Origin of the sequence: Lactococcus petauri (genome assembly GCF_002154895.1) — a bacterium.
GTDB lineage: Bacteria > Bacillota > Bacilli > Lactobacillales > Streptococcaceae > Lactococcus > Lactococcus petauri.
Genome location: NZ_MUIZ01000001.1, coordinates 195,665 through 222,278, shown reverse-complemented (window position 1 = coordinate 222,278; position 26,614 = coordinate 195,665). Strand labels below are relative to the sequence as shown.

Below are 26,614 nucleotides of genomic sequence, written 5' to 3'. Positions count from 1 at the left end.
AGGTTGTGAACATGAATATTAAATCCTTTTGAATAAAAAGGGAATACTCTATCTTCTTTGCACTTGCTTTTTCTGGCAGGTGCTTTTTTCTTAAAATTCCTAGGAAATGAGAAAAATGTCTGTCAGAGAGTAGTACAAAGTTTATCTCACAGCTGCTTTGGAATTTTAGAAATGGGGATATTATGCCAAAACGTACGGATATTAAGAAGATTATGATTATCGGTTCAGGACCGATTGTTATTGGTCAAGCTGCTGAATTTGACTATGCTGGTACTCAAGCCTGTTTAGCGCTCAAAGAAGAAGGCTATCAAGTTATTTTGGTCAATTCAAATCCAGCAACGATTATGACTGACCGTGAAATTGCTGATAAGGTTTATATTGAGCCGATTACGCTTGAGTTTGTCAGCAAAATCCTTCGCAAAGAAAGACCAGATGCCCTCTTGCCAACCTTAGGTGGTCAAACAGGGCTAAATATGGCGATGGAATTGGCGGAAAGCGGTATTTTGGAAGAACTTTCGGTTGAACTTTTGGGCACAAAACTATCAGCAATTGACCGGGCAGAAGATCGTGAATTATTTAAAGAACTCTGTGAAAGTATTGGGGAGCCTTTGTGCGAATCTGAAATTGCCACAACGGTTGAAGAGGCAGTTGCTCAAGCAAAAGAGATTGGCTACCCGATCATTGTCCGTCCAGCATTTACGATGGGAGGAACAGGAGGCGGGATTTGTGACAACGAAGCTGAACTTCGCGAGGTAGTTGCCAATGGATTAAAACTTTCTCCAGTGACACAATGTTTGATCGAAAAATCAATAGCCGGATATAAAGAAATAGAGTACGAAGTAATGCGCGACTCGGCAGATAATGCCATCGTGGTCTGCAACATGGAAAACTTTGATCCCGTAGGTATACATACAGGAGACTCGATTGTCTTCGCGCCTAGTCAAACCTTGTCAGATGTTGAATACCAAATGCTTCGTGATGCTTCATTAAAAATCATTCGTGCTTTGAAAATCGAAGGAGGATGCAATGTTCAGCTTGCTTTGGATCCACATTCTTATAAATATTATGTGATTGAAGTAAATCCCCGTGTCTCACGCTCCTCTGCCTTAGCTTCTAAAGCGACAGGTTATCCGATTGCTAAGATGTCGGCCAAAATTGCAATCGGAATGACATTGGATGAAATCATCAATCCGGTAACAAACACGACTTATGCTATGTTTGAGCCAGCACTTGACTACGTTGTCTCTAAAATTGCCCGCTTCCCCTTTGATAAATTTGAAAATGGTGATCGTAATCTCGGGACACAAATGAAAGCGACTGGAGAGGTAATGGCTATCGGACGCAACATCGAAGAAAGCTTACTCAAGGCAGTACGTTCATTGGAGATAGGTGTGAGCCACAACCGTTTAGAAGGTGCTGAAGAAGTCACAGAAGAGTTCCTGTACGAAAAAATTATTAAAGCACAGGATGACCGTCTCTTCTATATTTCAGAAGCGATTCGCCGTGGTATTCCAATTGAGGAAATTGCGGCTTTAAGTAAGATTGACATTTTTTTCCTAGACAAATTACTCCATATCGTTGAGATTGAAAAAGAGTTAGAACTTAACGTTTTCGATCCAGAGATTTTGAAGATAGCCAAGAAAAATGGTTTTTCGGATAAAGAGATTGCTCGTCTTTGGAATGTGACAGAGTCAGAAGTACGTCGTCGTCGCAAAGATGGTGAAATTCTGCCAGTCTACAAAATGGTAGATACTTGTGCTGCTGAGTTTGAAAGTAGTACGCCATATTTCTACTCGTCTTACGCATGGGAGAACGAGTCTGTCAAATCTGAAAAAGAAAAAATCCTTGTTCTAGGTTCAGGTCCAATCCGTATCGGTCAAGGCGTGGAGTTTGACTATGCGACTGTTCATTCAGTTAAAGCAATCCAAGCTTTAGGCTATGAAGCAATTATCGTCAACAGTAATCCAGAAACGGTTTCTACTGATTTTTCAATTTCGGATAAACTCTACTTTGAACCTTTGACTTTCGAAGATGTCATGAACATTATCGATTTAGAGGAGCCCAAAGGTGTAATCGTTCAGTTTGGTGGGCAGACAGCGATTAATCTAGCGGAACCTTTGGAAAAAGCAGGAGTACGTATTTTAGGAACACAAGTAGCAGACCTTGAACGTGCAGAAGACCGAGATTCCTTTGAAAAGGCTTTGTCCGACTTGGATATTCCACAACCACCGGGAGCAACAGCCACGAATGAAGAAGAAGCAGTTGCCAATGCTGAAAAAATTGGTTATCCTGTCCTGCTACGCCCATCCTTTGTCTTAGGTGGACGTGCTATGGAAATTATTGATAATGAAGCAGATTTGCGTAATTATATGAACCGTGCAGTCAAGGCTTCGCCAGAACACCCAGTATTAGTAGACAGCTATTTGACTGGACAAGAGTGTGAAGTAGATGCTATTTGTGATGGAAAAGATGTTTTGTTGCCAGGAATTATGGAGCATATTGAACGTGCGGGAGTTCACTCGGGAGACTCAATGGCTGTTTATCCACCACAAACCTTCAGTCCTGAAATTATTGAGACAATCGTGGATTATACTAAACGATTGGCAGAAGGATTAAACTGCATCGGTATGATGAATATTCAGTTCGTTATCCACGAGGAAAAAGTCTATGTTATTGAAGTTAACCCACGAGCTTCACGTACGGTACCCTTCTTATCAAAAGTTACAGGAATTCCGATGGCACAACTTGCCACACAGATGATTTTAGGGAAAAAATTAGCAGATCTTGGATACGTCTCAGGTCTTGCCCCAGAATCTGAACTGGTCCACATCAAAGCGCCAGTCTTCAGTTTTAGCAAATTGGCAAAAGTTGATAGCCTCCTTGGTCCAGAGATGAAATCAACGGGGGAAGTGATGGGATCAGATACAACCTTAGAAAAGGCGCTTTATAAATCTTTTGAAGCTGCAAAACTGCACATGGCTGACCATGGGTCAATTCTCTTTACAGTGGCCGATGAAGATAAAGCAGAAACCTTAGAGATGGCAAAGCGCTTTGCTGATATTGGTTATTCGCTAGTAGCGACTTCAGGAACTGCACAGTACCTAAAAACTGCAGGGCTTTATGTTCGAGAGGTTGGTAAAGTGACGGAATCCACTGAGGACACAGTTATTGATGACATTCGTATGGGGCGTGTTCAAGCTATTGTCAATACAATGGGTAGCAAACGCGTATCAACACAAGAAACAGATGGCTTCCTCATACGTCAGGAAGCAATTAGTCGTGGTATTCCACTCTTTACAGCTTTAGACACAGCAGAAGCTATTCTTCGTGTGATGGAGAGCCGCTCATTTACCATGAATGTTATTTAAACAAAAAAAGCAGACTGGTACTGCTTTTTTTATGTGACATTTTCTTTATGGCAGGTGCGAAGCTGGACCACTTTTGGTACAATAGAGGAGATGATATTACTATTTAATAAACCCTTTGACGTACTCACAAAATTTACGGATACTGAAAATCGTAAAACATTGAAAGATTATATTGATGTTCCTAATGTATATGCTGCAGGACGTTTAGATAAAGACAGTGAAGGCTTACTTTTGCTGACAGATGATGGAAAGTTAAATCATAAGCTTACTGACCCCAAGTCCAAGTCTTATAAGACTTATCTTGTACAGGTCGAGGGAGAATTCACTGAGTCAGCAGCTCAAAAACTCCGTGCAGGTGTTTTGCTTAAAGATGGTAAAACACTTCCGGCGAAAGTTAGACGAGTTTCAGAACCAGAGTGGCTTTGGGAGAGAACACCACCGATTCGTGAGCGAAAATCAATACCCACAAGCTGGGTCGAAATCTCTATCAAAGAAGGAAAAAATCGTCAAGTGCGTCGAATGACAGCCAATGTTGGTTTTCCAACATTACGTTTAATCCGTACAAAGATTGGAAATTATGAATTGGGGAATCTTCCTTCAGGAAAGTATAAGATAATAAAATAAAAAAGAGCATTTGCTCTTTTTGTTTTATTAAAAACTCCGTCCACCGCCAGAACCTCCGCCACCAGAGAAGCCGCCTCCACTAGAGTTATTATTTCTAGGAATACGGCGAGTAGTAATGAAGGAGTTGACCAACGTATCGCTTTGTTTGGATAAGTTTAATTTTCCATTCTCTTGATAACCATAATTCCAGTGTGCGCCCATCTTTAATTGATAGCGAGAGACCAGAACAATAACAAAGGCACCAGCGGATATGAGTGCAAGAATAACTGCAATTAGAATATAAGCAGGACGGAAGGAACGATGAAAAGTAACGGCTCCCGTTTGCGGGTCAACCGTATATTTTCGTCCGCCAGGTATCCCCTGTTCATAATAATGCGTCACTTGTGCATAAAAACTCTCTATGGCTTGTGGATAATTCCCATCGGACAATTGAGGTTGCACAACATCTAAAATCGACTCAATCCGAGAAGAGGTAATGTAATACTTCAAGTTTCCTGTTGCCCAGATATAAAGTTTCCGCTGTGACATATTAATCACCAAGACAATACCATTGTTCCCTTGCCCGACTTTTTGTGCTAAATAATTGACTGCTAACTCTTTGGGCGATTCAGTATCGTCCATGGTTGTAACTACAAAAACTCCAGCTTTGGTCTGGTTTGCAAGCAGTTGAGCTTCTTGCTCAAGGGATTGTGTTGAGTCACTCAAAAGAGCAGCCTGATCGTCAATACCTACCTGCTGCGCAGAAGTATCTTTAGCAAAAGCAAACAATGTACAGAGTGTAATTACTGTAAAAAATAGTGTTAAAAGTATTCGTTTCTTTTTCATGAGACAAACCACCCCACAGTTACGCCAAGTATGAGTACAGTGATGAAAATAAGAAGTGCCACCAGAGCGACTTTCATTTTATCCACAGGAAGGATACCAGCGGTTTTACCTGTTTGCCCATTCATTGCATAATAGAAAAGTTTATCACTATTTTTTTGACGATAAGTCACGAGCCAGAGTGGTAAAAGCACATAATCACTTTCCAAATTTTTAATGCTTTGTTGAGAGTGAACACTGGTTACAGCAGTGTAGCCTTGAATTGTGTCGCGCATGAGCGCTTCGGAATACTGACGTAATTCGCTATCTACGCGTTCCTTGATTTCTGCATACTCAATATCTCTTTTTTCAGTTAAAAAACCGGAGAGATACTGATTTTTAAAAGATACCGCTTTGGATAAATCGAAAGGTTGGACCGCACCAACCATTTTTTCAGGTTCATTTTTTTTCAAGGCATTTTTAACTAAATCTTGAAAAGAACTGTTCCCTTCTCGGATAATTTGGTACTGCTTGGTTTCTGTGTATTCTAAATCTCCAACAATCCAGACCCGTATCCTATTGGCACGTGCTTGCAATTGTCCTTCTAAATCTGCACCAACAACCCAATAAGGAAAATAAACGCCTTGAAGTTGCTTGATTTGTTTTTTATCAAAGAAATCTTTTGGGACAAATCTCTTTTTCCCTACCCAGTCGAGGAAAGCTTTTTCAGCATCCTTCTGTTCAATCTGGAAAGGTAGAACTTTTTCTGGGAGAAATTTCCCAGAGAGACGTTCTGAAAGAACGACAGGATTGTGACAATAATAGCAGAAAGTAGAAGCAGTAGTTGCATCTGTCACAATTTCTGCACCACATGAAGGACAAACAAAGAGTCCAACCTGATCATCAATCGGTGTTTCTGCCTCATCAGTTTCTAAAGGAACATCTGGAATGCTTTCTTCTGGAATTCCCTTGTCTTTTTGTTTGGCTTCAAAGGCAGTAACTTCCTCTTCCGTAAAGGTAGATAAGCAGTACTGGCAATGAAACTTTTGACTTTTAGGATCAAATAAGAGGGGACCGCCACAATTAGGACAGAGATGGGTGAGAACCTTCGACTGGCTCATAATTTACCTCTTTTCTGATTTTTATAAAGGTTTAGCAACGAAAGGTTGTCCACATTCTGGACAGAATTTTGGAACACCATTAGCTAAATTAACGACTGCATTACAAGCTGAGCAAGCCATTTCAATCTTTAAGTTAGCTTGCGCTTCAGGTTTTTTCTCACCACAGTTTGAACAGAATTTTCCTGCATTTTCTGTACCACAAGCTGAACAAGTCCACGTGTCTTCCGATTTTGTCGCTGCCTTTTCCTGTTGAGCCATTTGGGCTTGATTTGAGGCACTGGCCTGACCAAGCACATCTCCCGCTTGGTTCATTCCCATGCCCATTCCCATAAAGGCTTGCATGGCCCCACCAGTATTGCTTCCAGCTGCTTCAATACCGCGCGCCACAGCACCTTGCATATACCCTTCACGCACACTTGGATCACCTAGCATTGCACCTTGGTTACGCATATTGATTAGTTTTTGGCTGTCATCTGTGTAACTGATTGAGCTTACAGCAACAGCGACCACTTCGATTCCACGAAGTTTGCGCCATTCTTCGTCAAGTGTATCCGCCATATATTTTGAAAGTTCAACAGATTTTGAAGGGAGGAAAGAAACGCGCTCACCTTGTGCTGAGTAGAGGTTGATTGACGTATTCAATGCTGTTAAAAATTCTTGGAGATATTGTTCATTGATATCTGAGATTTCAACTTGCGTTTGATTTTTTGGAATGGCATTAGCATAGAACAAGATAGGATCTGTAATTCTTATCGAATATGTTCCATGTGTACGGAGAAAGAGTTCCGCATTATAGAAGTTATCAAAGTATTGTAAAGGCGTAGCTGTTCCAAACTTAATGCCTTTAATTTCTTGAAGATTAATATAGTAAACTTCTTGTTTTTGAGGTGTCACACCACCAAATTTAAAACGAAAGAAGGCTTCTTGAACAGATTCTTTAAGTCCACCGTTAAACATAGAAGGTGCAGTATCATTTTTGACCGTATAATAACCTTCTTCTGCGGTATAGTCAATGATTTTACCGCCGTCAACAAGGAGCATCATCATATTAGGATAGACATGCACGACAGATCCATCTGTAATGACATCAGAAGTTCCTTTACGATTGCTACCACGTTTATCGTCCTTGCGCACCATAACACCTTTGGTCATCACAGTTTGATCGGACATATCTTCTGGTTCGATGACTTCAAGCCATTGATCGGCTAACGTTCCTCCGAGGCTACTTGTCGCTGCTTTAATGATACCCATATTTTTCTCCTGTCTTTATTTAAATTACACGCTTTCATTATACCATATAAAGAAAGGATTTTTTTACAACTTGAGTAGGATTTATTGATTCTTGTAATTCCTCTTAATTTAAGTTATAATACTTTAAAACCTTTAACTTAGTCCAGAGAGGCTAGCAAGGATACGATAAATTATATCCCCTTTGTTTCGCGTACTTTTAAGTATGAGAAAAGGATGATAGATGCTTTTTGTACACCTGCAGCCTCTCTGCGGGTGTTTTTATTATCATTCTTTCTGCTTTAGCAGATTAGAATGATAATACGCAAGGAGCAAAGCGAGTGGTGAACCATCAGTCATTCTTTCTGCTTTAGCAGATTAGAATGATAATACGCAAGGAGCAAAGCGAGTTGTAAAACATTAGTTATTATTTCTGCTTTAATATGCTGGTTCATTGTAGATAAAGAACTCTTGACCTGCAAAACGCATTGGCTAATGGATTCGTTTTATAAAAAGGAGGAGTAATGAAGCTTCAAGAAGAGATGCTTATTGTTAGTCAGAAAGAAGTTGCTGAAGATATTTTTGAGTTGGTGTTGCAAGGCGATTTGGTAGATGATATGGAAATGGCAGGACAGTTTTTGCAATTAAAAGTTCCCAGTCAAGAATTACTTTTACGGCGGCCAATTTCGATTTCGAGTTGGAATAAGCAGAAAAAAACGTGTACATTACTCTATCGTCGAGGTGATAAAACCACGGGAACCCACCTTTTGTCAAAAATGGTTGCAGGACAATCAGTGGATATTCTTGGTCCTTTAGGTAAAGGATTTCCAGTTGATGAAGTAACAGAAAACGATAAAGTCCTTATAGTAGGTGGAGGAATAGGTGTTCCTCCGCTGTACGAGTTAGCGAAGCAACTTAGTAAAAAAGGCTGCAATATTACGGTTTTGCTCGGATTTGCACGTGCGGAAGTCAAGATTCTTGAAGAGCAGTTCGCGCAGCTCCCTAATATTGAGGTAAAAGTAGCTACAGATAATGGTTCTTATGGCTCTCGAGGACATGTTGGGCATTTATTCAATCAGCTTGAACAAGAGGTAGATGTGGTCTATGCTTGTGGTGCACCAATGATGTTAAAAACCGTAGCAACAAGGTTTGAAACTTTAGAGCGCTTGTATTTGTCAATGGAAGCACGTATGGCTTGTGGAATTGGTGCATGTTATGCTTGTGTTGTCCCAGATAAAAAAGACCCAGAACATGCTTTAAAAGTATGTCAAGACGGGCCGGTATTTAAAGGAAATGGAGTAGTAATATAATGAATCGACTTGCAGTGGAACTTCCTGGATTGAATCTAAAAAATCCAATTATGCCTGCTTCAGGCTGTTTCGGCTTTGGCGAGGACTATGCACGATATTATGATTTAAATCAACTGGGTTCCATAATGGTTAAGGCCACAACCCTTAAACCACGTTATGGTAATCCAACGCCACGTGTTGCAGAAACAAGTGCCGGCATGCTTAATGCGATTGGTCTGCAAAATCCTGGTCTAGATGCAGTACTCTCAGATAAATTGCCTTGGCTGTATGAAAACTTTCCTGAGCTACCTATTATTGCTAACATAGCCGGTTCTGAACTATATGATTATGTAGCTGTTTGCGATAAAATAGGGACAGCACCAAATGTTAAAGCTATTGAACTCAATATTTCTTGTCCTAATGTGAAGCATGGCGGGCAAGCATTTGGTACAGATCCGAAAGTTGCTTATGATTTGGTCAAAGCTTGTAAGGAGGTAGCGGATGTCCCACTTTATGTCAAGCTCTCGCCAAATGTGACGGATATCGTAGAAATCGCTCAGGCCGTAGAAGCAGCAGGAGCTGATGGGATTACGATGATAAATACTTTAATGGGAATGCGTTATAATCTGCAGACTCGTAAACCGATTTTAGCCAACATTACAGGTGGTCTCTCAGGTCCAGCGATTAAACCAGTAGCTTTAAAATTGGTTCACCAAGTGGCACAAGCAGTGGATTTACCGATTATCGGAATGGGCGGTGTAATGACTGCTCAAGATGTTCTTGAATTTTATCTGGCTGGTGCAAGTGCGGTTGCAGTAGGGACAGCAAACTTTTCCGATCCCTATGTGTGTCCGAAAATTATTAATGAACTTCCTGAACTTATGGATAAGTATGGGATTGAAAGTTTAGAAGAATTACGTAAAGAAGTAAAAAAGGAGAAAAAAGAAAATGCATGAATCAAGACCAATGGTAGCCCTTGACTTCCCAAGCTTACGCGACGTAAAAAATTTTTTACTGCGCTTTGATGATCACGAAAAACTCTATGTAAAAGTGGGAATGGAGCTCCTCTATCAAGAAGGGCCTGTTGTTGTAGACTTCCTTAAATTTCAAGGTCATGATGTCTTCTTAGATTTGAAACTCCATGATATTCCAAATACAGTTGGCTCAGCCATGAAAGGTCTAGCCCGTTTAGGAATAGATATGATTAATGTTCATGCTGCTGGAGGGATTGAGATGATGCAGCAAGCTAAAGAAGGTTTGATAGCTGGAACACCTGCTGGAGAAAAGGTTGCAGATTTGATTGCTGTCACTCAGCTGACTTCCACTAGCCAAGAAAGTATGCACCATGATCAAATGATTATGACAAGTTTGGAAGAATCAGTTCTACACTATGCTAAATGCACAGATGAGGCTGGTTTAGATGGTGTTGTATGTTCAGCTCATGAGGTTCAAAAGATTAAAAGTGTCACACGTCCAGATTTCATCTGTTTGACACCAGGTATTCGTCCTGCAGGCACAGCCAAGGGAGATCAAAAACGAGTGATGACACCAGAAGAAGCACGCAATATCGGATCGGATTATATTGTTGTTGGCCGTCCAATTACTCGTGCTGAAAATCCAATTCAAGCCTATCAAACTATTAAAAATGAATGGAATGGGCGTGCATAATAAAGAAAAAGCTCTGAATGAACCAGAGCTTTTTAAAGTGGCTTTTTATTGGGCGTTCCCGCTTTTCGTGGGTACTTTTTCGGCGTTTCTTTTTTCTTTTCGATAATAGCAATGTGTCGCTCATCACCATTTGGAAGTTGATAATCAATCTGTTCGATAAATTTGCTTCCTAAGACGGCAATTGCATGTTTAGCATCCGAAAGTTCTTCATCAAATTTAGCCGCTTTGAGTGACAAGAGATGGCCATTTTTCTTAAGAAAAGGAATAGTGAGTTCAGAGAGTACACTGAGACGCGCAACTGCGCGTGCTGTAACAATATCAAATTGAGCGCGGTAGAGAGGATTTTGTCCAAAATCCTCAGCGCGACCGTGCAATAAAGTCACTTTCTCTAAGTGCAACTCTTTTGATAAAAGAGACAAGAAGTTGATGCGCTTGTTAAGCGAATCAATAATAGTTACTTGTAGCTCTGGGAAAATAATCTTCATTGGTAAACTAGGAAAGCCTGCCCCGGCACCAATATCAAGGATTTTTAAGGGTTCATTTTGAATGAGCTTGTAGAGAATCGGTGCAATTGAATCATAGAAATGCTTGAGAAAGACTTCTTTTTTCTCTGTAATTGCCGTAAGGTTAATTTTTTCATTCCACTCAACGAGAAGCTCAAAATAGCGTTCAAATTGTTCTTTTTGTTGATCATTTAAGAAAAGGTCAAAAGTTTCAAGTTGCGCATAAAATTCTTCAGGGTTCATTATAAATTCCGTTCCAAAAGTTTTCTTGTAACACTGCTAATGTTATCACGTGTTTGGCCCTCAGGGAGCTTATTAATTAGATTGAGAGCTTGATTAGTATAATATTGGGCCAACTCTTTAGTTTTAGTCAGCGCTCCAGAACTTTGAATGAAGCTGTAAACTTCTTCAAATTGTTCTTTTTGAATCAAAGATTTCACATGACGATGATCGATCTCTAAAGCAAAAAGAACGGGTGCAGAAAAGATACCTTGCTTGATGTCTTCATGTACAGGTTTTCCCAGGGTTTGACTGTCGCTAGCATAATCAAGATAGTCATCCATAATTTGGAAGGCAATTCCAATGTCCATCCCAATATTATAGGAGAGTTCAGATAAGTGAACATCTTGCATAATTAAAGGAGCGATTGAGGATGACATAGCAAAAAGTTCGCCAGTTTTTCCAGAAATATTTTGAATATAATCATCGAGCGTTTGCTCAAAATCAAAATGTTTGTTGAGTTGTCCAAGTTCTCCGCCTAAAAGGCGTTCAATAGATCCGATGTTTTTTGTTAAATTTGGCAAATCAAAAGAATATTTTGACAAAAGTTTAAAAACAGCTACAAAAAGATAGTCGCCAGCATAAACAGCAATTGACGGATCGTATTTTTTCGAGAGAGTCTCGACACCGCGACGTGTATCTGCTTGGTCAACAATATCGTCGTGAATAAGCGTTGCAGTGTGCAGCATTTCGACGCTTGCAGCAAGTGCGATTTTACTTTTATTATCCATAGCAGTGAAATCAGCAAACATTAATAAATAAGCCGGACGTAGCATTTTTCCACCTGCATCAAACAGGTCAAAAATGGCTGACTTGATTTCTTTATTTTTGATGCCAACCTGTTGCTTCATCAGCTTTTGAACTTTGACTAAGGAAGATTCTAATTTTGGATATTCTGACCAAATTGTATTTTTTACGTCCATTTTTTACTTTCTTTAATAAATAATAACTGTATTGGTGCTACACGCTGAATGATTTGGTTTCCACCAACACCGATGGCAAAACCAGCGAGCATACCGAAAAAAGAGAGCCATGGTAAATAAAGCATTACGGAGCTTGTACCTGTAATAAGCGAAGCAACAAGCAGTTGTCCGAGATTATGAAAGAAGCCTCCGACAACAGAAATGCCAATGAGAGAGACCCATTTGGGTCCTAGTTGCTTCATGAGGTACATGGCTAAGAGGCTTAAAATAGCTCCTGCCGCAGAGTAGATAACCACAGAAACACCTGTGAATAAGGCAGTAATTAGCAAGCGCAAGACTTGCATTGTCCAAACTTTTCGCCAATCTAAGGTGAAAATGGCAATAATCATTACCAGATTAGCTAGGCCAATTTTGGCTCCCGGAGCAAAAGCGAAGAAGGAGGGAATCCAGCTCTCAAAAATGCCCATAACAACAGCTACTGCAGTGAGAAGTGCTATATAAATATTTTCTTTTACATTCATCCGCTATAATCCACTCCAGATTCTGATTGATCTCCAATGATTTGAATGACTAAATCATGAGGTAAACAAACGATAGTATCGTTAACTTTTGAAATAAAGCCACGTTGCACATCAATTTGATCGCGACAAGAAGCCTTAACAACAGCAATCGCTCCATCCTTTACCTCTATTTCATTGTAATCCCCATCCTCAGAGCGATAAGTCCAGCGCTGATTTTTGCTTAAATCAAATGTTTTAATCACTTTCCCTTGCACACGTAATTGGGCCTTTGTCCCAGAGCTATTGTGAGGCAGGAGAAAAAAAACAGAAAAAGAAGCACAAAATAAGGCAAGAATAATGATAATATCCAGAGCTTTAATCTTGATTTCTTTGAAAAATTTCATCCCCTCCATGATAGCATAATTTAGGCAAAATAAGAAGTTCGGAATGATTTGTTCTTACAAGGAAAAAGGGGATAAGAAGAGCTGCCCAAGCAAATGCTGGACAGCCTTGAATTATTTTTCAGTTTTGCTTTCAGATTTTAAAAGTTCTTCTGCTTTAGCGATGATGTAATCATGTAATTCATCCTTGATTTGTGGATGATTGAGACCATATTCGATAGTTGTTTCAACGAAACCAAATTTATCGCCGACATCATAGCGTTTGCCAGTGAACTCGTGTGCAAAAACGCGTTGTGTTTTATTTAAAGTTTCAATCGCATCCGTCAATTGGATTTCGTTACCTGCACCAGGTTTTTGTTTTTCTAAAACTTGGAAAATTTCTGGAGTTAAGAGGTAGCGGCCGATGATAGCCAAATCAGAAGGAGCATCTTCAACAGCAGGTTTTTCGACGAATTCTGCAACATTGTAAAGACCCTTAGAAACTTCACCTTCTGGAGCAATAACACCATATTTGTCCACATCGTCATGTGGAACTTTCATTACAGCGATTGTTGAAGCGTGTGTCTTCTCATAGTCAGAAATTAATTCTTTTGTGAGTGGTGTACCATCTCCCATGATGTTCATAAGATCGTCACCAAGCATAACAACAAATGGTTCATCGCCAACAAAGGCTTTTGCTTGAAGAACCGCATGTCCAAGCCCCATTGGGTGGCTTTGACGAATAAAGTGAAGATTGATATCTGTTGTTTCTTCAACTAATTTTAAAAGCTCTGTTTTACCTTTTTCTTTAAGGTTTTGTTCCAACTCAATATTTGAGTCAAAGTGGTCTTCGATAGGACGTTTAGCTTTACCTGTAACGATTAAGATATCTTCAATTCCTGATTTTAAGGCTTCTTCAACGATAAATTGAATTGTTGGTTTATCAACGATAGGTAACATTTCTTTAGCAAGGGCTTTAGTAGCAGGCAAGAAACGTGTACCCAGACCGGCTGCGGGAATAATTGCTTTTCTTACTTTTTGTTTTGGGTTTGTTTTAATCATTTTAAAAATTAGCTCCTTTTGATTTAGATACTGAATTCGTTTTCGGTACGTGTTTCACGGCGCATAATGTCTAAGATGCCTTCACGGGCATCCATATTTTCATAAAGCACCTTGTAGATTGTCTCAGTGATGGGCATATCGATATGCATACTTTGTGCGAGTTCGTAAGCGGCTTTAGTTGTTGAAACACCTTCGATAACCATTCCCATATTTGCTTCGATATCCGCAAGCTTCTCACCTCGACCGAGAGCATCACCTGCTCGCCAATTGCGTGAGTGAATTGATGTACCCGTAACAATCAAGTCACCTACACCAGACAAGCCGCTATAAGTAAGCGGTTGAGCGCCCATAGCAACACCTAAACGGGTAATTTCTGCTAAGCCACGCGTGATGATTGCTGCTTTAGCATTATCACCAAAACCAAGACCATGTAAAGCCCCAGCACCGACTGCAATAATATTTTTCAAAGCACCCGCTGTTTCTACACCAATAACATCCGTATTGGTATAGAGTCGGAAATAATCGTTAGAAAAAATTTCTTGGGCATATTTAGCCGTCTCTAAATCATTTGAAGCAGCAGAGATTAAGGTAATATCACGTCGAATTGTTTCTTCGGCATGCGAAGGACCAGAAACCACAACAATTTCGCTTCGGTATTCTTCTGGAATCTCTTCTTCGAGTATTGAAGAAATACGTTCATGGGTCCCTTGTTCGAGCCCCTTAGATGCATGCATGATTGTCACTTTATGTTTAAGAACTTTTGCGACTTGTTGAGCAACCAAACGTGTGACTTTTGTTGGAACAACGAAAAGAATAGCATCAACATCAGACAAGGTAAATTCGAGATCGGTATAAGCAGAAATTTTCTGATTTAAAGTGATCCCTTTGAAGTAACGTTCGTTGGTATGCTTTTCATTAATTTCAGCAATTTGGTCAACATTGTTTCCCCAAATACGAACTTCATGTCCATTGTCATTAAGAACTTGAGAAAGAGCAGTTCCCCATGATCCAGGGCCGAGCACGGCAATTTTTTGTGGATTCATATTTTTTCCTTTACTAATTTATCCTAGCTTATAAAAGCCCAATACATCCTCATTTTACCATAATCTATATTAAAATTCACTGAAAACCCAAGTGAGAAAATAAAACAAAAAAGAAATTTTGCTTAAAAGATGTCAATAATACAGTAAACGCTTTTATTTACAGCGGGTTCATTGTATAATAAAGTCTAACTATTTTATTATGAGATAAGGAAGGTGAATATGCAAAGACAAAAACATATTGCGCTTTTGGAACGCTGTGTGGAGATTTCCCAAAATGCTCGCAATCATGGGAATACTCCTTTTGGTGCACTTTTGACAGATAGCAAGGGAAATATTCTCCTAGAACAAGAAAATATTGAAATTACAGAACAGATTTGTACGGGACATGCAGAAACCAGTTTGGCTGCAAAAGCTTCCAAGCTTTATTCCAAAGAATTTTTGTGGCAATGTAAACTTTATACTACAGCGGAACCTTGTGCAATGTGTACCGGAGCTATTTATTGGGGGAATATTGGAACTATCGTTTATGCTCTAACTGAAAAACGTTTGTTAGAACTAACAGGAGACAATGAACAAAATCCCACTTTTGATTTGCCTGCGCAACAGATTATTGATCGCGGACAAAAGCTCATACAGATTATCGGACCCTTTCCAGAAGTAGAGGAAAAAGCTAGAAAAGTTCATGAAGGATATTGGAAATAAAAGCAAGGAGATTCTAAAATGAAAATCAGAGCACTAGAAAGAACAGACTTAAAAAATATTCATATCATCAACAATGAAGCTAAAACTATGCATTTATGGTTTCAAGAACCTTACGAATCCTTAGATGAATTAACGGCTCTATATGATAAGCACATTCATAGTATGGATGAACGTCGTTTTGTTGTAGATGTGGATGGTGCATTTGCGGGCATAGTAGAATTGATGGAAATCAACTTCATCCATCGTAGTTGCGAAATACAGCTTATCATTACAGAAGAGTATTCTGGTCGAGGCTTGGCACAAGAAGCATTTCACCAAGCCTTAGAATATGCTTTTAAAGTATTAAACATGCATAAAGTTTATCTTTGGGTTGATGTTGATAATGCTCCTGCTGTTCATATCTATGAAAAAGTTGGGTTCAAAATTGAAGGAACAATGAAAGAACATTTCTTTGCAGCTGGAAGTTACCACGACAGTCATTTTATGGGTCTTTTGAAAAAAGATTATTTAAAATAAAAAGGAGAAGAAGATGACAAGGATTCGTCCGGCACATTATTCTGATTTAGAAGAAATAGCACATATTAACGTAGACAATTGGCAAACGACATATGAAAGTATCTTGCCTCCTACTTATTTAGAAAGTTTAGAATATGATACATTTCAGAAAAATTGGGAGCAATTTCTTGCACAAGCTTCACAACATATTCTCGTCAAAGAGTTAGAAAATAATGTTGCAGGTTTCATTGCTTACTCAGAAAGTAGCGACCAGAGAGGTAACTTGTACATTGATTCCCTTCACATCTCCCAGAAGTTTCAAAGAAAAGGGGTGGGGACTCAGTTATTGTCACAGGTGTTGCAGCAAGCAAAAGAAGCCCAAATGACAGTTACCATTGCAATTCTTAAAAATAATGAAAATGCAAGAAGCCTTTATACAAAGTTAGGTGCAGTGCATTTTAAAGATTTTTCGGATAAGTTTGGGGATGTTACTACAGAGTCAGAACTTCTTATTTGGAAATAAGCTTATAATAAATTTAGAAAGAAGGTTTCTGTGCTATCCTTACTAATTGCGACCAAAAAATTATTCACTTCCTTTAGTTTTATCTTAAAAAAGGACGATACTAAAGCTTTGTTTTTCTTAATGGCAACAACCTTGATGAGTGGAACTATCTTTTATTCAACAGTAGAAAAATTTAGCATTCTCGATGCCTTATATTTAAGTTTTATGACCTTAACAACGATAGGATACGGGGACTTATATCCGATAACTACAACAGGTAAAATATTTACAATGATCTATGCTACGGTTGGTTTAGGTATCATGGCTATGTTCATCTCTGTTATTGCCAAGGCCTTTATATATTCCAAACAAAAGCACAAAGAATAAATGTGCAAAAAAAAATCAGTTGTATTTGACAACTGTTTTTTTCTTTTAATATTCATAAACGTTTAATGATGTTGGAGCATATACTGACGAGTCATTGGAAGACCAACACCTGAAGGCCCTTTTGTTAAAAGATATTGAACCACATCAATGTTCCCTGATTCAAAACTAGCGGCACAAGCTTGAAGATAAAGCGTCCACATGCGAGCAAAGGGACGGCCCATTTCCTTTTCAACATCTACAAAAACTTTACTGTAGTTTTCGTTCCAGATTTCTAGTGTTTTTTGATAGTGACGACGTAAAGGTTCCAAATCATCAAGTTGTAATTTTGCAGTCATAATGTGTTCGACATTTTCAGCGATGTTTGGAATATAACCTCCTGGGAAGATATATTTTTCGATGAAAGGATCAACACCTGCTCCACGATGTTGACCAGTAATTCCATGGATGAGGGCACGAGAATTTGGTTTGAGATAATCATAAACCTTTTGGAAATACATTTCTAAATTTTCTTTACCCACATGCTCAAACATGCCCACAGAAGTTACATAATCAAAGGTTCCTTCATTTAGATCACGATAATCTGTAAGGAAGACTTTGACTTTATCCTCAAGTCCGAGTTTTTTTGCCTTATTTACGATATAGTTGTATTGTTCTTCAGAAAGAGTAACACCTACAGTTTCTAAGCCGTATTCTTGTGCAGCGGTAAAGAGCAATGTTCCCCAGCCACAACCAATATCTAATAAACGTCCGCCAGGTGTACTGTTGAGCTTGTCAAGGATATGATGTACTTTAGCGATTTGTGCTTGTTCCAGTGTCATATTCTCATTTTCAAAATAAGCACAAGAATAAGTCATCGTTGGGTCCAACCATTTTCTGTAAAAGTCGTTCCCAATGTCATAGTGCTGATGAATATCCTTTTTCGATTGCTTTTGGGAGTGATTGCCCAAGAGCTCAACAATGGATTTTCCGAAGCCTGATTGATTTGTTAAAAAGCTATCTGCTTTACGATAAGCGGAAGCGACAAGTTCTTGAATACTTCCTTCAATTTCGATTTCATCGTGCATGTAAGCTTCAGCAAGAACCAGAGTAGGCATGGATGCTAAATCGCTAAAAGCGAATTTTTTATTGAAAATGATGTGTACTTGAGCTTCACCATCGCCATATTTCTCTGTTTTGCCATCCCAGTAAGTTACTTTTACTGGAATATCAAAGGCAGAGGCGAGAGCTTTGTTTAATACTGTTTTTTCAAATACCAAGTTATTTCCCCTTTTCTAACTTTGCTATAGATAAAACTATACTCCGAGTTTTTTTGAATGTCAAATAGTTAAATTTTACAGATAAATGAGGTTAAGTGCTTCATTTATTTGATAGTCTGTTATGACTTCAAGCCCAGCAAGTGATATAATGAATAGCATAAAGATGAGTTAAATTGATAAAAAGTTTTAAATCACCCAATGAATGAAGCGATTAACCATTGGTATTTAAAACTTCTTAAAAATAAATTTAAAAACAGAAAGATAACAATGACAACAACAGGACTTCTTATTTTAACAGCACTTATTATTTGGAACATTATTGTCTTTTTGTTTTATGCTATTGACAAATACAAGGCGCAACATCATTTGTGGCGGATTCCTGAGAAGGTGCTTATTTCCCAGGCAATATTGGGCGGTGGTTTAGGCGCATTTCTAGGTGGAAAAATTTGTCGACATAAAACACAAAAAACATATTTTATCGTTTCATGGTATCTTGGCTTGGCTATTGATTTAATTTTAGTGGTTCTGATTTTTAAAACCTTGCTCAAATAAATCAAAACAGGCTTTTCAAAAGGAGTTCACTTATGAAAAAGGTAAAATTATCCGCACGTGAAGAACAGATTTTAAACGATATTTATCGATTAATATTGGACGAATCCTTGACGATCCAAGAACGGGAAGTACTGACTAAGGCGAAAAACTTGATAGAGAGCGGTGACTATGTCCCGCAGATAGTTCAACGTATTCAAGTGAGCTTTACCTTGCTTGCCTTAAACGGAAAATTATCGCCAAATGCAAGAAAATTTAGTCAACAAATTCCTGAAAGGCTTTATGAAATTTTGCCTTTTGGAAGTGTTCCGCTGGGGATAAATCGACCTTTATGATTGATCTAAAATAGGAGGAATAATAATCTGGAAGAAGGAGATGAGAGATGAGGTTATGGCACGAAGATTTAATAAAGCATCTTCCGCGGATGCAATTGCTTGGACAGCACAGAGAATGCTGTGCTTTGAGAGGGAGAGGCTGGGGCAAGCCACACGCGACTGTAAATTATGTTTTTGATTATTCACCCTATAAATTATTTCAATATCATCAACAAGTTATGGAGGAAATGAAGCGAAGAGGATACAAACCGGCTAAGGAATGGGAAAGTCCCTTGTACCGTGGAAACCATTGTTCAAGTTATGAGTCACTGGAGACTATGTCTTTGACTGTTCCTATTTATCCAGAGCATAATGTAGATTATTTGATAGAATGCCTGGATAACTTAAAGGCTAAAAATGTGCTGATTGAACTCTAAATTATAAGGAGTTATATTATTAAAATTAAAAAAACAAGTGCAAAAATTTCAGTATCTATTCGCTCTCTTTTGATAATCCTAGTTGCTGCCCTATTGATTTATTTCAGCCCACTTTTATTAGTGTTGGGTTCTTTTGCATTGACGGATATAAGCGCCAAAATGTATAGCCAACAAAATATTACGGACATTATTAACGATCCACAGATGCGAGGCGCTAAGATTCAGCAGGATAAGGACAGTTCGAGTTTATCATGGGATGCCTTAAGCACTCCTATGATAAATATCAAAAATGCTTCTACCAAAGATCTGGAACGATTAGCAAAATCTGTTTATGGTAAAACAAATTATGACAGATGTGCCGTCAAAAAAATGAATCTTGACACTAAAGTAGAATTTTATAAAGAAGATTACCTTATTTATACTGTTAATTTTACAGGAAATTAGTGCTCACAGCCAAAAAGAAAAACAAGAAAGTCAAGGAGGAAGAGAAAATGGAAAATAAAAAAATGAGTTTAATAAATGCAGTAATGAGTGCCTTTTTAGGCAGTGTCCTCATTGTGTTGTCTCTTTTTGGCTTTCAACTTTTCTGGAATACTAATCCATACTTTAATGGGATTCACGGACACGTACCAGAGAACTGGAATCTTCAATTATTATTAGGTATGTTTGGTGTAACAGTAATTATTAGTATTATTTTGATTATTATGGGGGTTGTTGACCGTAAATCTTCAACAGAAAAAGATACTAGGCGTGCAGGTTTTTATTTTATCTTGGGCGGAATATTTGGATTGTTTCCATTTTTAGGCTTTGTTGGAGGAATCTTGACTTGGATTGGCAGTGGAATGAGTGTCAAGGATTAATAATAGTATTAACAATTACTTATGAAATAGAAGTTGTGGAAGGAATAAATTAAAATGAAAAAAGCACAACCTTTTGAAGCTTACTTTAATGATAATGACTTAAGTGAAGAAAAACTTGCGAGAATGCGACTTACACGACAGTTGGTCCATACTATCTATCCTGATGTGCAAGAACGTGTTTCTTATGCAATGCCAGGTTTTTACCCTAAACAGGCCAAGAAAGCGACACAACAACTTTTTTTACTAATGGCTAATAAGGGCTGGTTAGGTATTTATGGAACACAAGGTATGGAAGAAAACGATTTTACTGATTATGGTCTTGAATTTGGAAAAGGGTCACTCAAGATCCCCTACGATATGCCAGAGCTTGAGTATAAAAAATTGCTTCAACTCATAATGAGTTATAATGCTAAGAGAAATGGATTTGATATCTCTTAGCTATAAAGGTTCTATATATGTATCGTATCACTTTACTGATTGAGCTTCTAGAATAAAAAAATGATAAAAAAACAAAAAATATTTATTGCTCTTCTAGTAATGAGTTTCTTCATCATCTTTGCTCCCCATGTTCTGGCATTAGCTGGGGGCTTCCATGGAGGTGGAACTACGGGTGGTGGAGGTTTCCATGGAGGGACTGGAGGCATTCACACTAGTAATAACTCACCATCAAGTGTGGAAGGTGGTATATCAAATAAAGTAAAGCTTATGCTTTCTCTTGTAGGTCTTGGTATTATCATAGCTATTAGTGCAGTTATTAAACCTAAGGAAATATATACTGAGGGAGTTCATATTGATGATATGGAACTTTCTAATGCCATAAAGAAACAGTTCTTATCTATTCAAGATGCTTGGAATACACAGGATATATCAAGAGTATCGCAGTTATATAGCGAAAAACTTTATACCAAGCATACTAAAACTTTGTTAAGCTACTTAGATAAGCGAAAAATAAATCACACAGAAAATATTGAAATCGAAGGACTCAGTCGCCTATACTGGAAAAAATCTAACACTTTCGAGATAGATATATCTTTTAAAGCTGTTGATTACGTAATAGATAAGGATACTCAACAAATACTAAAAGGTCTTCCCAATTATCAACAAAAATTTAAACAAAGATGGACATTTGTTACTGATAAAGAAGGAATGAAGGTTGATAAGATTAAGGAATTTAAGATTTAAAACTATTATTTTCGAGATATTTACTTGAGGTTTACATTTTTATCATGCACCTCTTGATTAAAGTAGTGTTCTAATAAATATGAGTGCTGTACATCACTTTTACACATTGAAATGTTTCTACGAGTGAAAAAGGATAGTTACATTTATTGATGTTATAATTGGAAGTATTAACTCCTTTTCTAGGGAGGTAGTTCTATGTAATGGCAAATCCTAAAAATCCTTATAAAATAAAAAAACGAACATCTCTAGGTGTTCAGAGTTATTAAAAAGATTGGAAAAAAATCATGAAATTTATTATTTATAGTTGTGAAATAGTAGCAATAATTTTATTGTACTTATTTGCGCCATTAAGTCTTTTGCTTAAAATTATAGGTTTTGTAATAATTATTTGCATTTCACAGTACGCCCTTTCAACCTTAAAAGAGAATGAAACGAACGATACTCTTTCTTAAAATTTACGCTGAATTTTCAGTTTTTTCACTAAAGTGTGATGAACTCTCAAAATAAAAGGAACACTAATTCATGACTAAAAAACATATTAACCTATTGATCACGTTACTTTCACTTATTGCTATTGGAATAAATTTTATATTTTACAACAGCAATCCTTATGTATCCCTCGTAATTGCTGTTGTTTTACTATTCAATCTTTACTTTTCACTGCCTAAAAGAACACAGAAACCAAGCCAGACCACAAATAAAGAAGTATAAAAGAGATATGTTTGAGAAAAAGGAATGAAAAAACTTTTTTCTCTTTTTTTTCTTACGAAAAATTATATCTTCAGTCTTCAAAAATCGAGCTTATAATCTTACGATAAGCACTCTTATCTCAAATTAGAAATCATACGAAAGTCTGAAAAGTTTCCTTCAGAATATGATAAAATTAAAGTATAGCCAGTTGGCTGATGAAATAAGTAAAGAAAGCTTGTTATAACAGGAAAACAAGAATGGAGGCTAAAAATGCATATGACAGGAATGATGATGGGTGGAATGCATGGATTCATACGAACAATTCTAATTCTACTAGTGGCACTTTGGCTGATTAGCTTAATGAGAAACAAATCGAATAAAAAGAATAAAACAGCAAAAAAACCACCGCGTAAAGAAAATATACAACGCTATCAAGAAGCAGGACTTTCTGAGAGTGACATCGAAATTTTTCGTGACACTTTAGCAGATGCTAAAGAAAACATTGAAAAATGGGAAGCAAATACGAAGAAAAATGACGAGCTACAAGTTGTGGAATCTGTCACAGGTGGCCTTGAAGCAAGTAAACTCCTCTTCAAACATATCGTGCAAAACCCAACACAATTGACAAAACAGAATGATTTTCTCTATAAAGATTTGCCCAATATGGTAAAATTAACAGAGAAATATCTGGAAATGCAAAAACAATCTGTTAAGTCTGATGATGTTAGTCGTGATATGGATGAAACACTGCTTCTGATTAAGACACTGGCAACAAATATCTCGAAAAATTATCATGAAGTTTTGATGGATGATGTCAATGTTATTAAGCATGAAGTAAAGTTTGATTAAGGAGTGAGAATGGAAAACCCTATTTTAGATGAATTAATTAATGATGATAAAATCGTGAAAGAAGCAGAAGCGCTGTCTGAAACTCAAAAGACAGAACTTGTTGATATGCATCAAAGAGCTTCTTTGCGCGCGATAGATGCTCTAAGTCCAGAAGAGCGTGAAAAAGCGAAGGAACTGGCTAAACAACTCGATGAGAATAGCTCACAGTCTGTGATTGCTTATGGGGCAAATGCGCAAGATAAGATTTCAGCTTTTTCACAAAGTGTTTTGGATAAAGTACAGGCGCAAGATTTAGGAGATGTCGGCGGCTCTTTGACTGATTTGATGTACAATCTCCAACAAGCAAATCCTAACGAACTTGTTGCTGAAAACAAAAGTGTTTTCCAAAAAATGTTTGGAAAAGTTAAAAAATCAATCTTTGAAGTCACTCAAAAGTACCAAAAAATTGGTGCTGGAATTGATAAAATTTCGGCAAAACTTAATAATGAGCAACAAGGGCTTCTTCAAGACAATGAGATGCTTGATAAGCTTTATGATGAAAATCTCAACTATTTTAAAGCCCTTAATGTTTACATTGCAGGAGCAGAATTTAAGATTGAAGAGCTAGAACAAGAAATCCTACCAGCAGCACGTCAAGAAGCTCAAGGTGCTGGTGATGATGGGGCTTTAGCAGTTCAAAAGGTAAGCGATCTTGAAGCTTATAAAAATCGTTTAGATAAACGGGCGCACGACTTGCGTTTGGCGCGTCAATTAACGATTCAGCAAGCTCCCCAGATCCGTTTGATTCAAAATACAAATCAAGAGCTTGCAGAAAAAATTCAAACCTCAATCAATACAGCGATTCCTTTGTGGAAAAACCAAGTCGCAATTGCCTTGACTCTATTGAAGCAAAAAGATGCTCTAGCGAGTCAACGTATTGTTTCAGAAACAACCAATGATCTTCTACGTAAGAATTCTGAAATGCTTAAATCTTCAACGATTGAAGCAGCTGAAGAAAATGAACGTGGACTTATTGATGTGGAAACATTAAAAGTTACACAACAAAATCTTATCGATACAATTCAAGAAACTATGCGCATCCAATCTGACGGACGTCAAAAACGTCAGCAAACTGAGCAAGAATTGGTCAAAATGGAAGATGAAATTAAGCAAAAATTGCTCGAACTTTCTAATAAAAAATAAGCAAAAAGTCAAGTATTGATATATACCAATTCTTGACTTTTTTAGTACCGAGTGTTAAAATGTTGGAGAATACAAAGTATCGGAGGAACCCTTTTATGACTTACTATATTAAAGCAGACAAATTTTTCTATCCTTATGAAGTGAAAACAGGTGGTTTCCTGCAAATCACAGACGGCAAATTTGGAAAGTGGGCAGCAGATGCTCCAGCTGGAGCTGATATTCTAGATTATTCAGGTCAATCCATTGCTCCTGGTCTGGTAGACACACACATTCACGGTTTTGGTGGAGCAGATACTAATGACCGTAAAATCGAAGGTATCGTCCAAACAATGAGTGAAGGACTTTTAGCAGCAGGTGTTACAAGTTTCTTCCCAACAGCTGTGACTGCAAGTCATGAAGAATTGTTGGAAGTCGCTGATGAAATTGGTTCAAATGTAGATAAAGCAGCTGGTGCTAAAATCCGTGGTCTTTTCTTTGAAGGTCCTTACTTTACGGAAGAATTTAAAGGTGCTCAAAATCCTAAATACATGCGCGACCCTTCATATAGCGAACTTGCTGAATATGGTGAAGCAGCCAAAGGTTTACCTATCAAAATTGGTATTGCACCAGAACGTGAAGGTTCAACTGCCTTTGTGAAAGAAGCGGTAGAACATGGCTTTACAATCGCCCTTGGACACTCAAATGCAACTTATGCAGATGCAGTTGCAGCAGTTCAAGCTGGAGCTACAATGTGGGTACATGCTTTTAATGGAATGCGTGGTCTTAATCACCGTGAGCCTGGTATGGTTGGTGCGGTTTTCAACTTGCCAAATACTTATGCAGAATTGATTTGTGATGGCTTCCACGTACGTCCAGAAGCATGTCAGATTTTGATGCGCGAAAAAGGTACAGACCATGTCGTATTAATTACAGACTCAATGCGAGCTGCTGGATTAAGCGATGGTGAGTATTACCTTGGCGAATTCCCAGTAATCGTTAAAGATGGTGCCGCACGTTTGAAAGAAGGGGGCAACCTTGCTGGCTCTATTCTTTTGCTCAAAGATGCAGTGAAAAATGTTGTAGATTGGCAAATTGCAACACCAGCTGAAGCTGTAAAAATGGCTTCTTTGAATGCTGCTAAATCTACGAAGATTGATGATGTTTGTGGTCAAATCAAAGAAGGTTTAGATGCAGACTTTATCGTTCTTGATGAACACCTTGAGCTTGTTGCAACTTATCTTGATGGTGAAAAACGATATCAAGCTTAATAAAAATGATATGAATAAATCGACCAGACTTCTTCCAGAAAGAATGTCTGGTTTTTTTTATGTGAAAATCAGTTTGGTTTGCTTTTGAAAGTCTCCAAAATTCTGGTAGACTTGGAGTATATAGTAAAATATTATCGTCATAATGCTTGTTAATAAGGAGAAGACGCTATGCACCCAACACCAAATTGGTTAAAAACCATTCCTAAATTGCCGGAGTTTAATGACAATATCAAGTTATTTGGCGGACATAAGCAGAAAGTAGCGGCTGGTTGGTCTGTTGATTGGGAACGCCATTTCGCTTTTGAAATTCTTTTTATTATTGAGGGTATCCAACACACGGAGCTTTCAACACATCACTTTGATTTTAAGGAGGGCGATATTCTTTTATTTCCTCCTGGACTTTTGCATCGAAATTCGTGTCATTTAGGAGACGGCTTATCTTATTTTTGCGTCCATTTTGATATTGATAACCCAGAATTGCAACGTAAACTCATAACTAATTGTTCGATTCTTTTAAATAAAGACAATGCTGCACATATCCAAATCCGGAAAACCTTGCAAGAATATATTAAAATTCTCGATAAGCCAGAGTTTTCTTTACAGGATAAGTTTACAATAGAAAAATTATTACTGGAGCTGATCATCCATTTGATTTCTTATAGTGATTGTGAGTCTTCACAACAAAGCGGAGATAATCATCTTATTTTAGCGAAAATGATTGCTGAAACTATTAAAAGTAATTTTGTAAAATATACTCATCAACCTGTTGACGAAGGAAGAAAGTTACTGTCCTTGAGTCATGTTGCGAGGTCGTTAAATATCAGTGATTCAACAATGCTGAAAACTTTTAAAAAAATGTATTTTATTTCGCCCAAACAATTTTTAAATCAGTTAAAATTTAATGAGGCAAAATATTTGCTCAATCAGCCAGAAATGAGTATACAAGAGATTGCTGAATGTATAGGATATCAAGATGTCTCTCATTTCTCACGCCAATTCAAAAATTGGTATGGAAAATCCCCTAGTGAATATAGGAAAAGAGCACATACTGCATCATAAAAAATAGAAAAGAAATAAAAAGTACTTATGAAGAGTACTTTTTTTGATGTCTTTTATCTGTAGAAATATGGAAAATGGTAAATTTATGATTTTTTTTGGTATTTTCCATGTAAAT

Annotated in this window: 30 protein-coding genes; 20 read left to right on the top strand and 10 right to left on the bottom strand. The window is 37.7% G+C overall.

Translation table 11 applies throughout. The features are described from left to right. Window positions 1-182 precede the first annotated feature (182 nt). Together carB and BZZ03_RS01190 are read left to right on the top strand one after the other, a co-directional pair. Window positions 183-3,368, top strand: coding sequence for a carbamoyl-phosphate synthase large subunit (carB, locus tag BZZ03_RS01195; RefSeq protein WP_086582135.1), 3,186 nt, complete (start codon window positions 183-185; stop codon window positions 3,366-3,368). Window positions 3,369-3,458: 90 nt separating this feature from the next. After that, on the top strand, window positions 3,459-3,992 hold the full coding sequence (locus BZZ03_RS01190; protein ID WP_019291653.1) for an rRNA large subunit pseudouridine synthase E: 534 nt from the start codon (window positions 3,459-3,461) through the stop codon (window positions 3,990-3,992). A gap of 27 nt (window positions 3,993-4,019) precedes the next feature. Here the strand turns inward: BZZ03_RS01190 and BZZ03_RS01185 are convergent, their stop codons facing one another. From BZZ03_RS01185 to BZZ03_RS01175, 3 genes are read right to left on the bottom strand one after another with little or no spacing between them, the layout of a single operon-like run. After that, window positions 4,020-4,817, bottom strand: a complete 798-nt coding sequence (locus BZZ03_RS01185; RefSeq protein WP_019293729.1) for a TPM domain-containing protein — start codon at window positions 4,815-4,817, stop codon at window positions 4,020-4,022. After that, complete coding sequence (locus BZZ03_RS01180) at window positions 4,814-5,914, bottom strand: Rieske (2Fe-2S) protein (RefSeq protein WP_019293728.1); 1,101 nt, start codon at window positions 5,912-5,914, stop codon at window positions 4,814-4,816. The genes BZZ03_RS01185 and BZZ03_RS01180 overlap by 4 nt, the downstream gene beginning before the upstream one ends. A gap of 21 nt (window positions 5,915-5,935) precedes the next feature. After that, window positions 5,936-7,165, bottom strand: a complete 1,230-nt coding sequence (locus BZZ03_RS01175; RefSeq protein WP_086582133.1) for an SPFH domain-containing protein — start codon at window positions 7,163-7,165, stop codon at window positions 5,936-5,938. A 500-nt stretch (window positions 7,166-7,665) separates the two neighbouring features. Between BZZ03_RS01175 and BZZ03_RS01170 the strand changes: the two genes are divergently transcribed. Genes BZZ03_RS01170 through pyrF form a run of 3 tightly spaced genes read left to right on the top strand, consistent with a single transcriptional unit; the run spans window position 7,666 to window position 10,098 of the window. Next, window positions 7,666-8,451, top strand: a complete 786-nt coding sequence (locus BZZ03_RS01170) for a dihydroorotate dehydrogenase electron transfer subunit (RefSeq protein ID WP_086582132.1) — start codon at window positions 7,666-7,668, stop codon at window positions 8,449-8,451. Continuing rightward, window positions 8,451-9,386, top strand: a complete 936-nt coding sequence (locus BZZ03_RS01165) for a dihydroorotate dehydrogenase (protein WP_086582130.1) — start codon at window positions 8,451-8,453, stop codon at window positions 9,384-9,386. The genes BZZ03_RS01170 and BZZ03_RS01165 overlap by 1 nt, the downstream gene beginning before the upstream one ends. Continuing rightward, window positions 9,379-10,098 (top strand): orotidine-5'-phosphate decarboxylase, encoded by a 720-nt coding sequence (gene pyrF / locus BZZ03_RS01160; RefSeq protein WP_019291647.1) that lies wholly within the window; start codon window positions 9,379-9,381, stop codon window positions 10,096-10,098. The genes BZZ03_RS01165 and pyrF overlap by 8 nt, the downstream gene beginning before the upstream one ends. A gap of 32 nt (window positions 10,099-10,130) precedes the next feature. Here the strand turns inward: pyrF and rsmG are convergent, their stop codons facing one another. From rsmG to BZZ03_RS01130, 6 genes are all read right to left on the bottom strand, one after another. Continuing rightward, window positions 10,131-10,844: a 16S rRNA (guanine(527)-N(7))-methyltransferase RsmG gene (gene rsmG, locus BZZ03_RS01155; RefSeq protein ID WP_061413336.1), complete on the bottom strand. Its 714-nt coding sequence runs from the start codon at window positions 10,842-10,844 to the stop codon at window positions 10,131-10,133. Continuing rightward, complete coding sequence (locus BZZ03_RS01150) at window positions 10,844-11,803, bottom strand: polyprenyl synthetase family protein (RefSeq protein ID WP_019291645.1); 960 nt, start codon at window positions 11,801-11,803, stop codon at window positions 10,844-10,846. Before BZZ03_RS01150 ends, rsmG begins: the two co-directional genes overlap by 1 nt. After that, window positions 11,794-12,324, bottom strand: coding sequence for a Gx transporter family protein (locus tag BZZ03_RS01145; RefSeq protein WP_014025081.1), 531 nt, complete (start codon window positions 12,322-12,324; stop codon window positions 11,794-11,796). Before BZZ03_RS01145 ends, BZZ03_RS01150 begins: the two co-directional genes overlap by 10 nt. Further along, complete coding sequence (locus tag BZZ03_RS01140; RefSeq protein ID WP_004258398.1) at window positions 12,321-12,716, bottom strand: NusG domain II-containing protein; 396 nt, start codon at window positions 12,714-12,716, stop codon at window positions 12,321-12,323. Before BZZ03_RS01140 ends, BZZ03_RS01145 begins: the two co-directional genes overlap by 4 nt. Before the next feature lie 102 nt (window positions 12,717-12,818). Further along, a complete protein-coding gene (gene galU / locus BZZ03_RS01135) occupies window positions 12,819-13,745 on the bottom strand; it encodes a UTP--glucose-1-phosphate uridylyltransferase GalU (protein WP_019291643.1) in 927 nt (308 codons plus the stop codon). 23 nt (window positions 13,746-13,768) lie between these two features. Further along, window positions 13,769-14,788 (bottom strand): NAD(P)H-dependent glycerol-3-phosphate dehydrogenase, encoded by a 1,020-nt coding sequence (locus tag BZZ03_RS01130; protein WP_086582128.1) that lies wholly within the window; start codon window positions 14,786-14,788, stop codon window positions 13,769-13,771. A gap of 219 nt (window positions 14,789-15,007) precedes the next feature. On the opposite strand from BZZ03_RS01130, the gene BZZ03_RS01125 reads away from it, so the two are divergent. From BZZ03_RS01125 to BZZ03_RS01110, 4 genes are read left to right on the top strand one after another with little or no spacing between them, the layout of a single operon-like run. After that, a complete protein-coding gene (locus tag BZZ03_RS01125; protein ID WP_019291641.1) occupies window positions 15,008-15,490 on the top strand; it encodes a nucleoside deaminase in 483 nt (160 codons plus the stop codon). Between the two features lie 18 nt (window positions 15,491-15,508). Continuing rightward, a complete protein-coding gene (locus BZZ03_RS01120) occupies window positions 15,509-16,006 on the top strand; it encodes a GNAT family N-acetyltransferase (protein WP_086582126.1) in 498 nt (165 codons plus the stop codon). Between the two features lie 13 nt (window positions 16,007-16,019). Beyond that, the gene (locus BZZ03_RS01115; RefSeq protein WP_086582123.1) at window positions 16,020-16,508 is read left to right on the top strand and encodes a GNAT family N-acetyltransferase; all 489 of its coding nucleotides are present in this window, start codon (window positions 16,020-16,022) and stop codon (window positions 16,506-16,508) included. A 30-nt stretch (window positions 16,509-16,538) separates the two neighbouring features. Next, window positions 16,539-16,874, top strand: a complete 336-nt coding sequence (locus tag BZZ03_RS01110; RefSeq protein WP_019293719.1) for a potassium channel family protein — start codon at window positions 16,539-16,541, stop codon at window positions 16,872-16,874. A 62-nt stretch (window positions 16,875-16,936) separates the two neighbouring features. On the opposite strand, the gene BZZ03_RS01105 is transcribed toward BZZ03_RS01110, so the two are convergent. Further along, on the bottom strand, window positions 16,937-18,130 hold the full coding sequence (locus BZZ03_RS01105; protein ID WP_019293718.1) for an SAM-dependent methyltransferase: 1,194 nt from the start codon (window positions 18,128-18,130) through the stop codon (window positions 16,937-16,939). Between the two features lie 267 nt (window positions 18,131-18,397). On the opposite strand from BZZ03_RS01105, the gene BZZ03_RS01100 reads away from it, so the two are divergent. The 11 genes from BZZ03_RS01100 (at window position 18,398) to BZZ03_RS01045 (ending at window position 26,499) form a co-directional block, all read left to right on the top strand. Continuing rightward, the gene (locus BZZ03_RS01100) at window positions 18,398-18,682 is read left to right on the top strand and encodes a DUF1294 domain-containing protein (protein ID WP_029343287.1); all 285 of its coding nucleotides are present in this window, start codon (window positions 18,398-18,400) and stop codon (window positions 18,680-18,682) included. A 32-nt stretch (window positions 18,683-18,714) separates the two neighbouring features. Next, a complete protein-coding gene (locus BZZ03_RS01095; protein WP_061413324.1) occupies window positions 18,715-19,014 on the top strand; it encodes a bacteriocin immunity family protein in 300 nt (99 codons plus the stop codon). Between the two features lie 47 nt (window positions 19,015-19,061). Further along, complete coding sequence (locus BZZ03_RS01090) at window positions 19,062-19,430, top strand: TIGR02328 family protein (protein WP_019291634.1); 369 nt, start codon at window positions 19,062-19,064, stop codon at window positions 19,428-19,430. A gap of 138 nt (window positions 19,431-19,568) precedes the next feature. Further along, window positions 19,569-19,874, top strand: a complete 306-nt coding sequence (locus BZZ03_RS01085) for a hypothetical protein (protein ID WP_233128943.1) — start codon at window positions 19,569-19,571, stop codon at window positions 19,872-19,874. A 47-nt stretch (window positions 19,875-19,921) separates the two neighbouring features. Next, window positions 19,922-20,290 (top strand): hypothetical protein, encoded by a 369-nt coding sequence (locus tag BZZ03_RS01080; protein ID WP_233128942.1) that lies wholly within the window; start codon window positions 19,922-19,924, stop codon window positions 20,288-20,290. A 54-nt stretch (window positions 20,291-20,344) separates the two neighbouring features. Continuing rightward, the gene (locus tag BZZ03_RS01075; RefSeq protein WP_086582117.1) at window positions 20,345-20,728 is read left to right on the top strand and encodes a hypothetical protein; all 384 of its coding nucleotides are present in this window, start codon (window positions 20,345-20,347) and stop codon (window positions 20,726-20,728) included. 60 nt (window positions 20,729-20,788) lie between these two features. Beyond that, complete coding sequence (locus BZZ03_RS01070; RefSeq protein WP_086582115.1) at window positions 20,789-21,472, top strand: TIM44-like domain-containing protein; 684 nt, start codon at window positions 20,789-20,791, stop codon at window positions 21,470-21,472. A gap of 960 nt (window positions 21,473-22,432) precedes the next feature. Next, window positions 22,433-23,011 carry a 5-bromo-4-chloroindolyl phosphate hydrolysis family protein gene (locus BZZ03_RS01060; RefSeq protein WP_086582111.1) on the top strand — a complete coding sequence of 193 codons (579 nt, stop codon included), beginning with the start codon at window positions 22,433-22,435 and terminating at the stop codon, window positions 23,009-23,011. A 9-nt stretch (window positions 23,012-23,020) separates the two neighbouring features. Further along, window positions 23,021-24,193 (top strand): toxic anion resistance protein, encoded by a 1,173-nt coding sequence (locus tag BZZ03_RS01055; RefSeq protein WP_086582109.1) that lies wholly within the window; start codon window positions 23,021-23,023, stop codon window positions 24,191-24,193. A 95-nt stretch (window positions 24,194-24,288) separates the two neighbouring features. Next, window positions 24,289-25,440 (top strand): N-acetylglucosamine-6-phosphate deacetylase, encoded by a 1,152-nt coding sequence (gene nagA / locus BZZ03_RS01050; protein ID WP_086582108.1) that lies wholly within the window; start codon window positions 24,289-24,291, stop codon window positions 25,438-25,440. Window positions 25,441-25,608: 168 nt separating this feature from the next. Continuing rightward, window positions 25,609-26,499 (top strand): helix-turn-helix domain-containing protein, encoded by an 891-nt coding sequence (locus BZZ03_RS01045; RefSeq protein ID WP_086582106.1) that lies wholly within the window; start codon window positions 25,609-25,611, stop codon window positions 26,497-26,499. Window positions 26,500-26,614 lie beyond the last annotated feature (115 nt).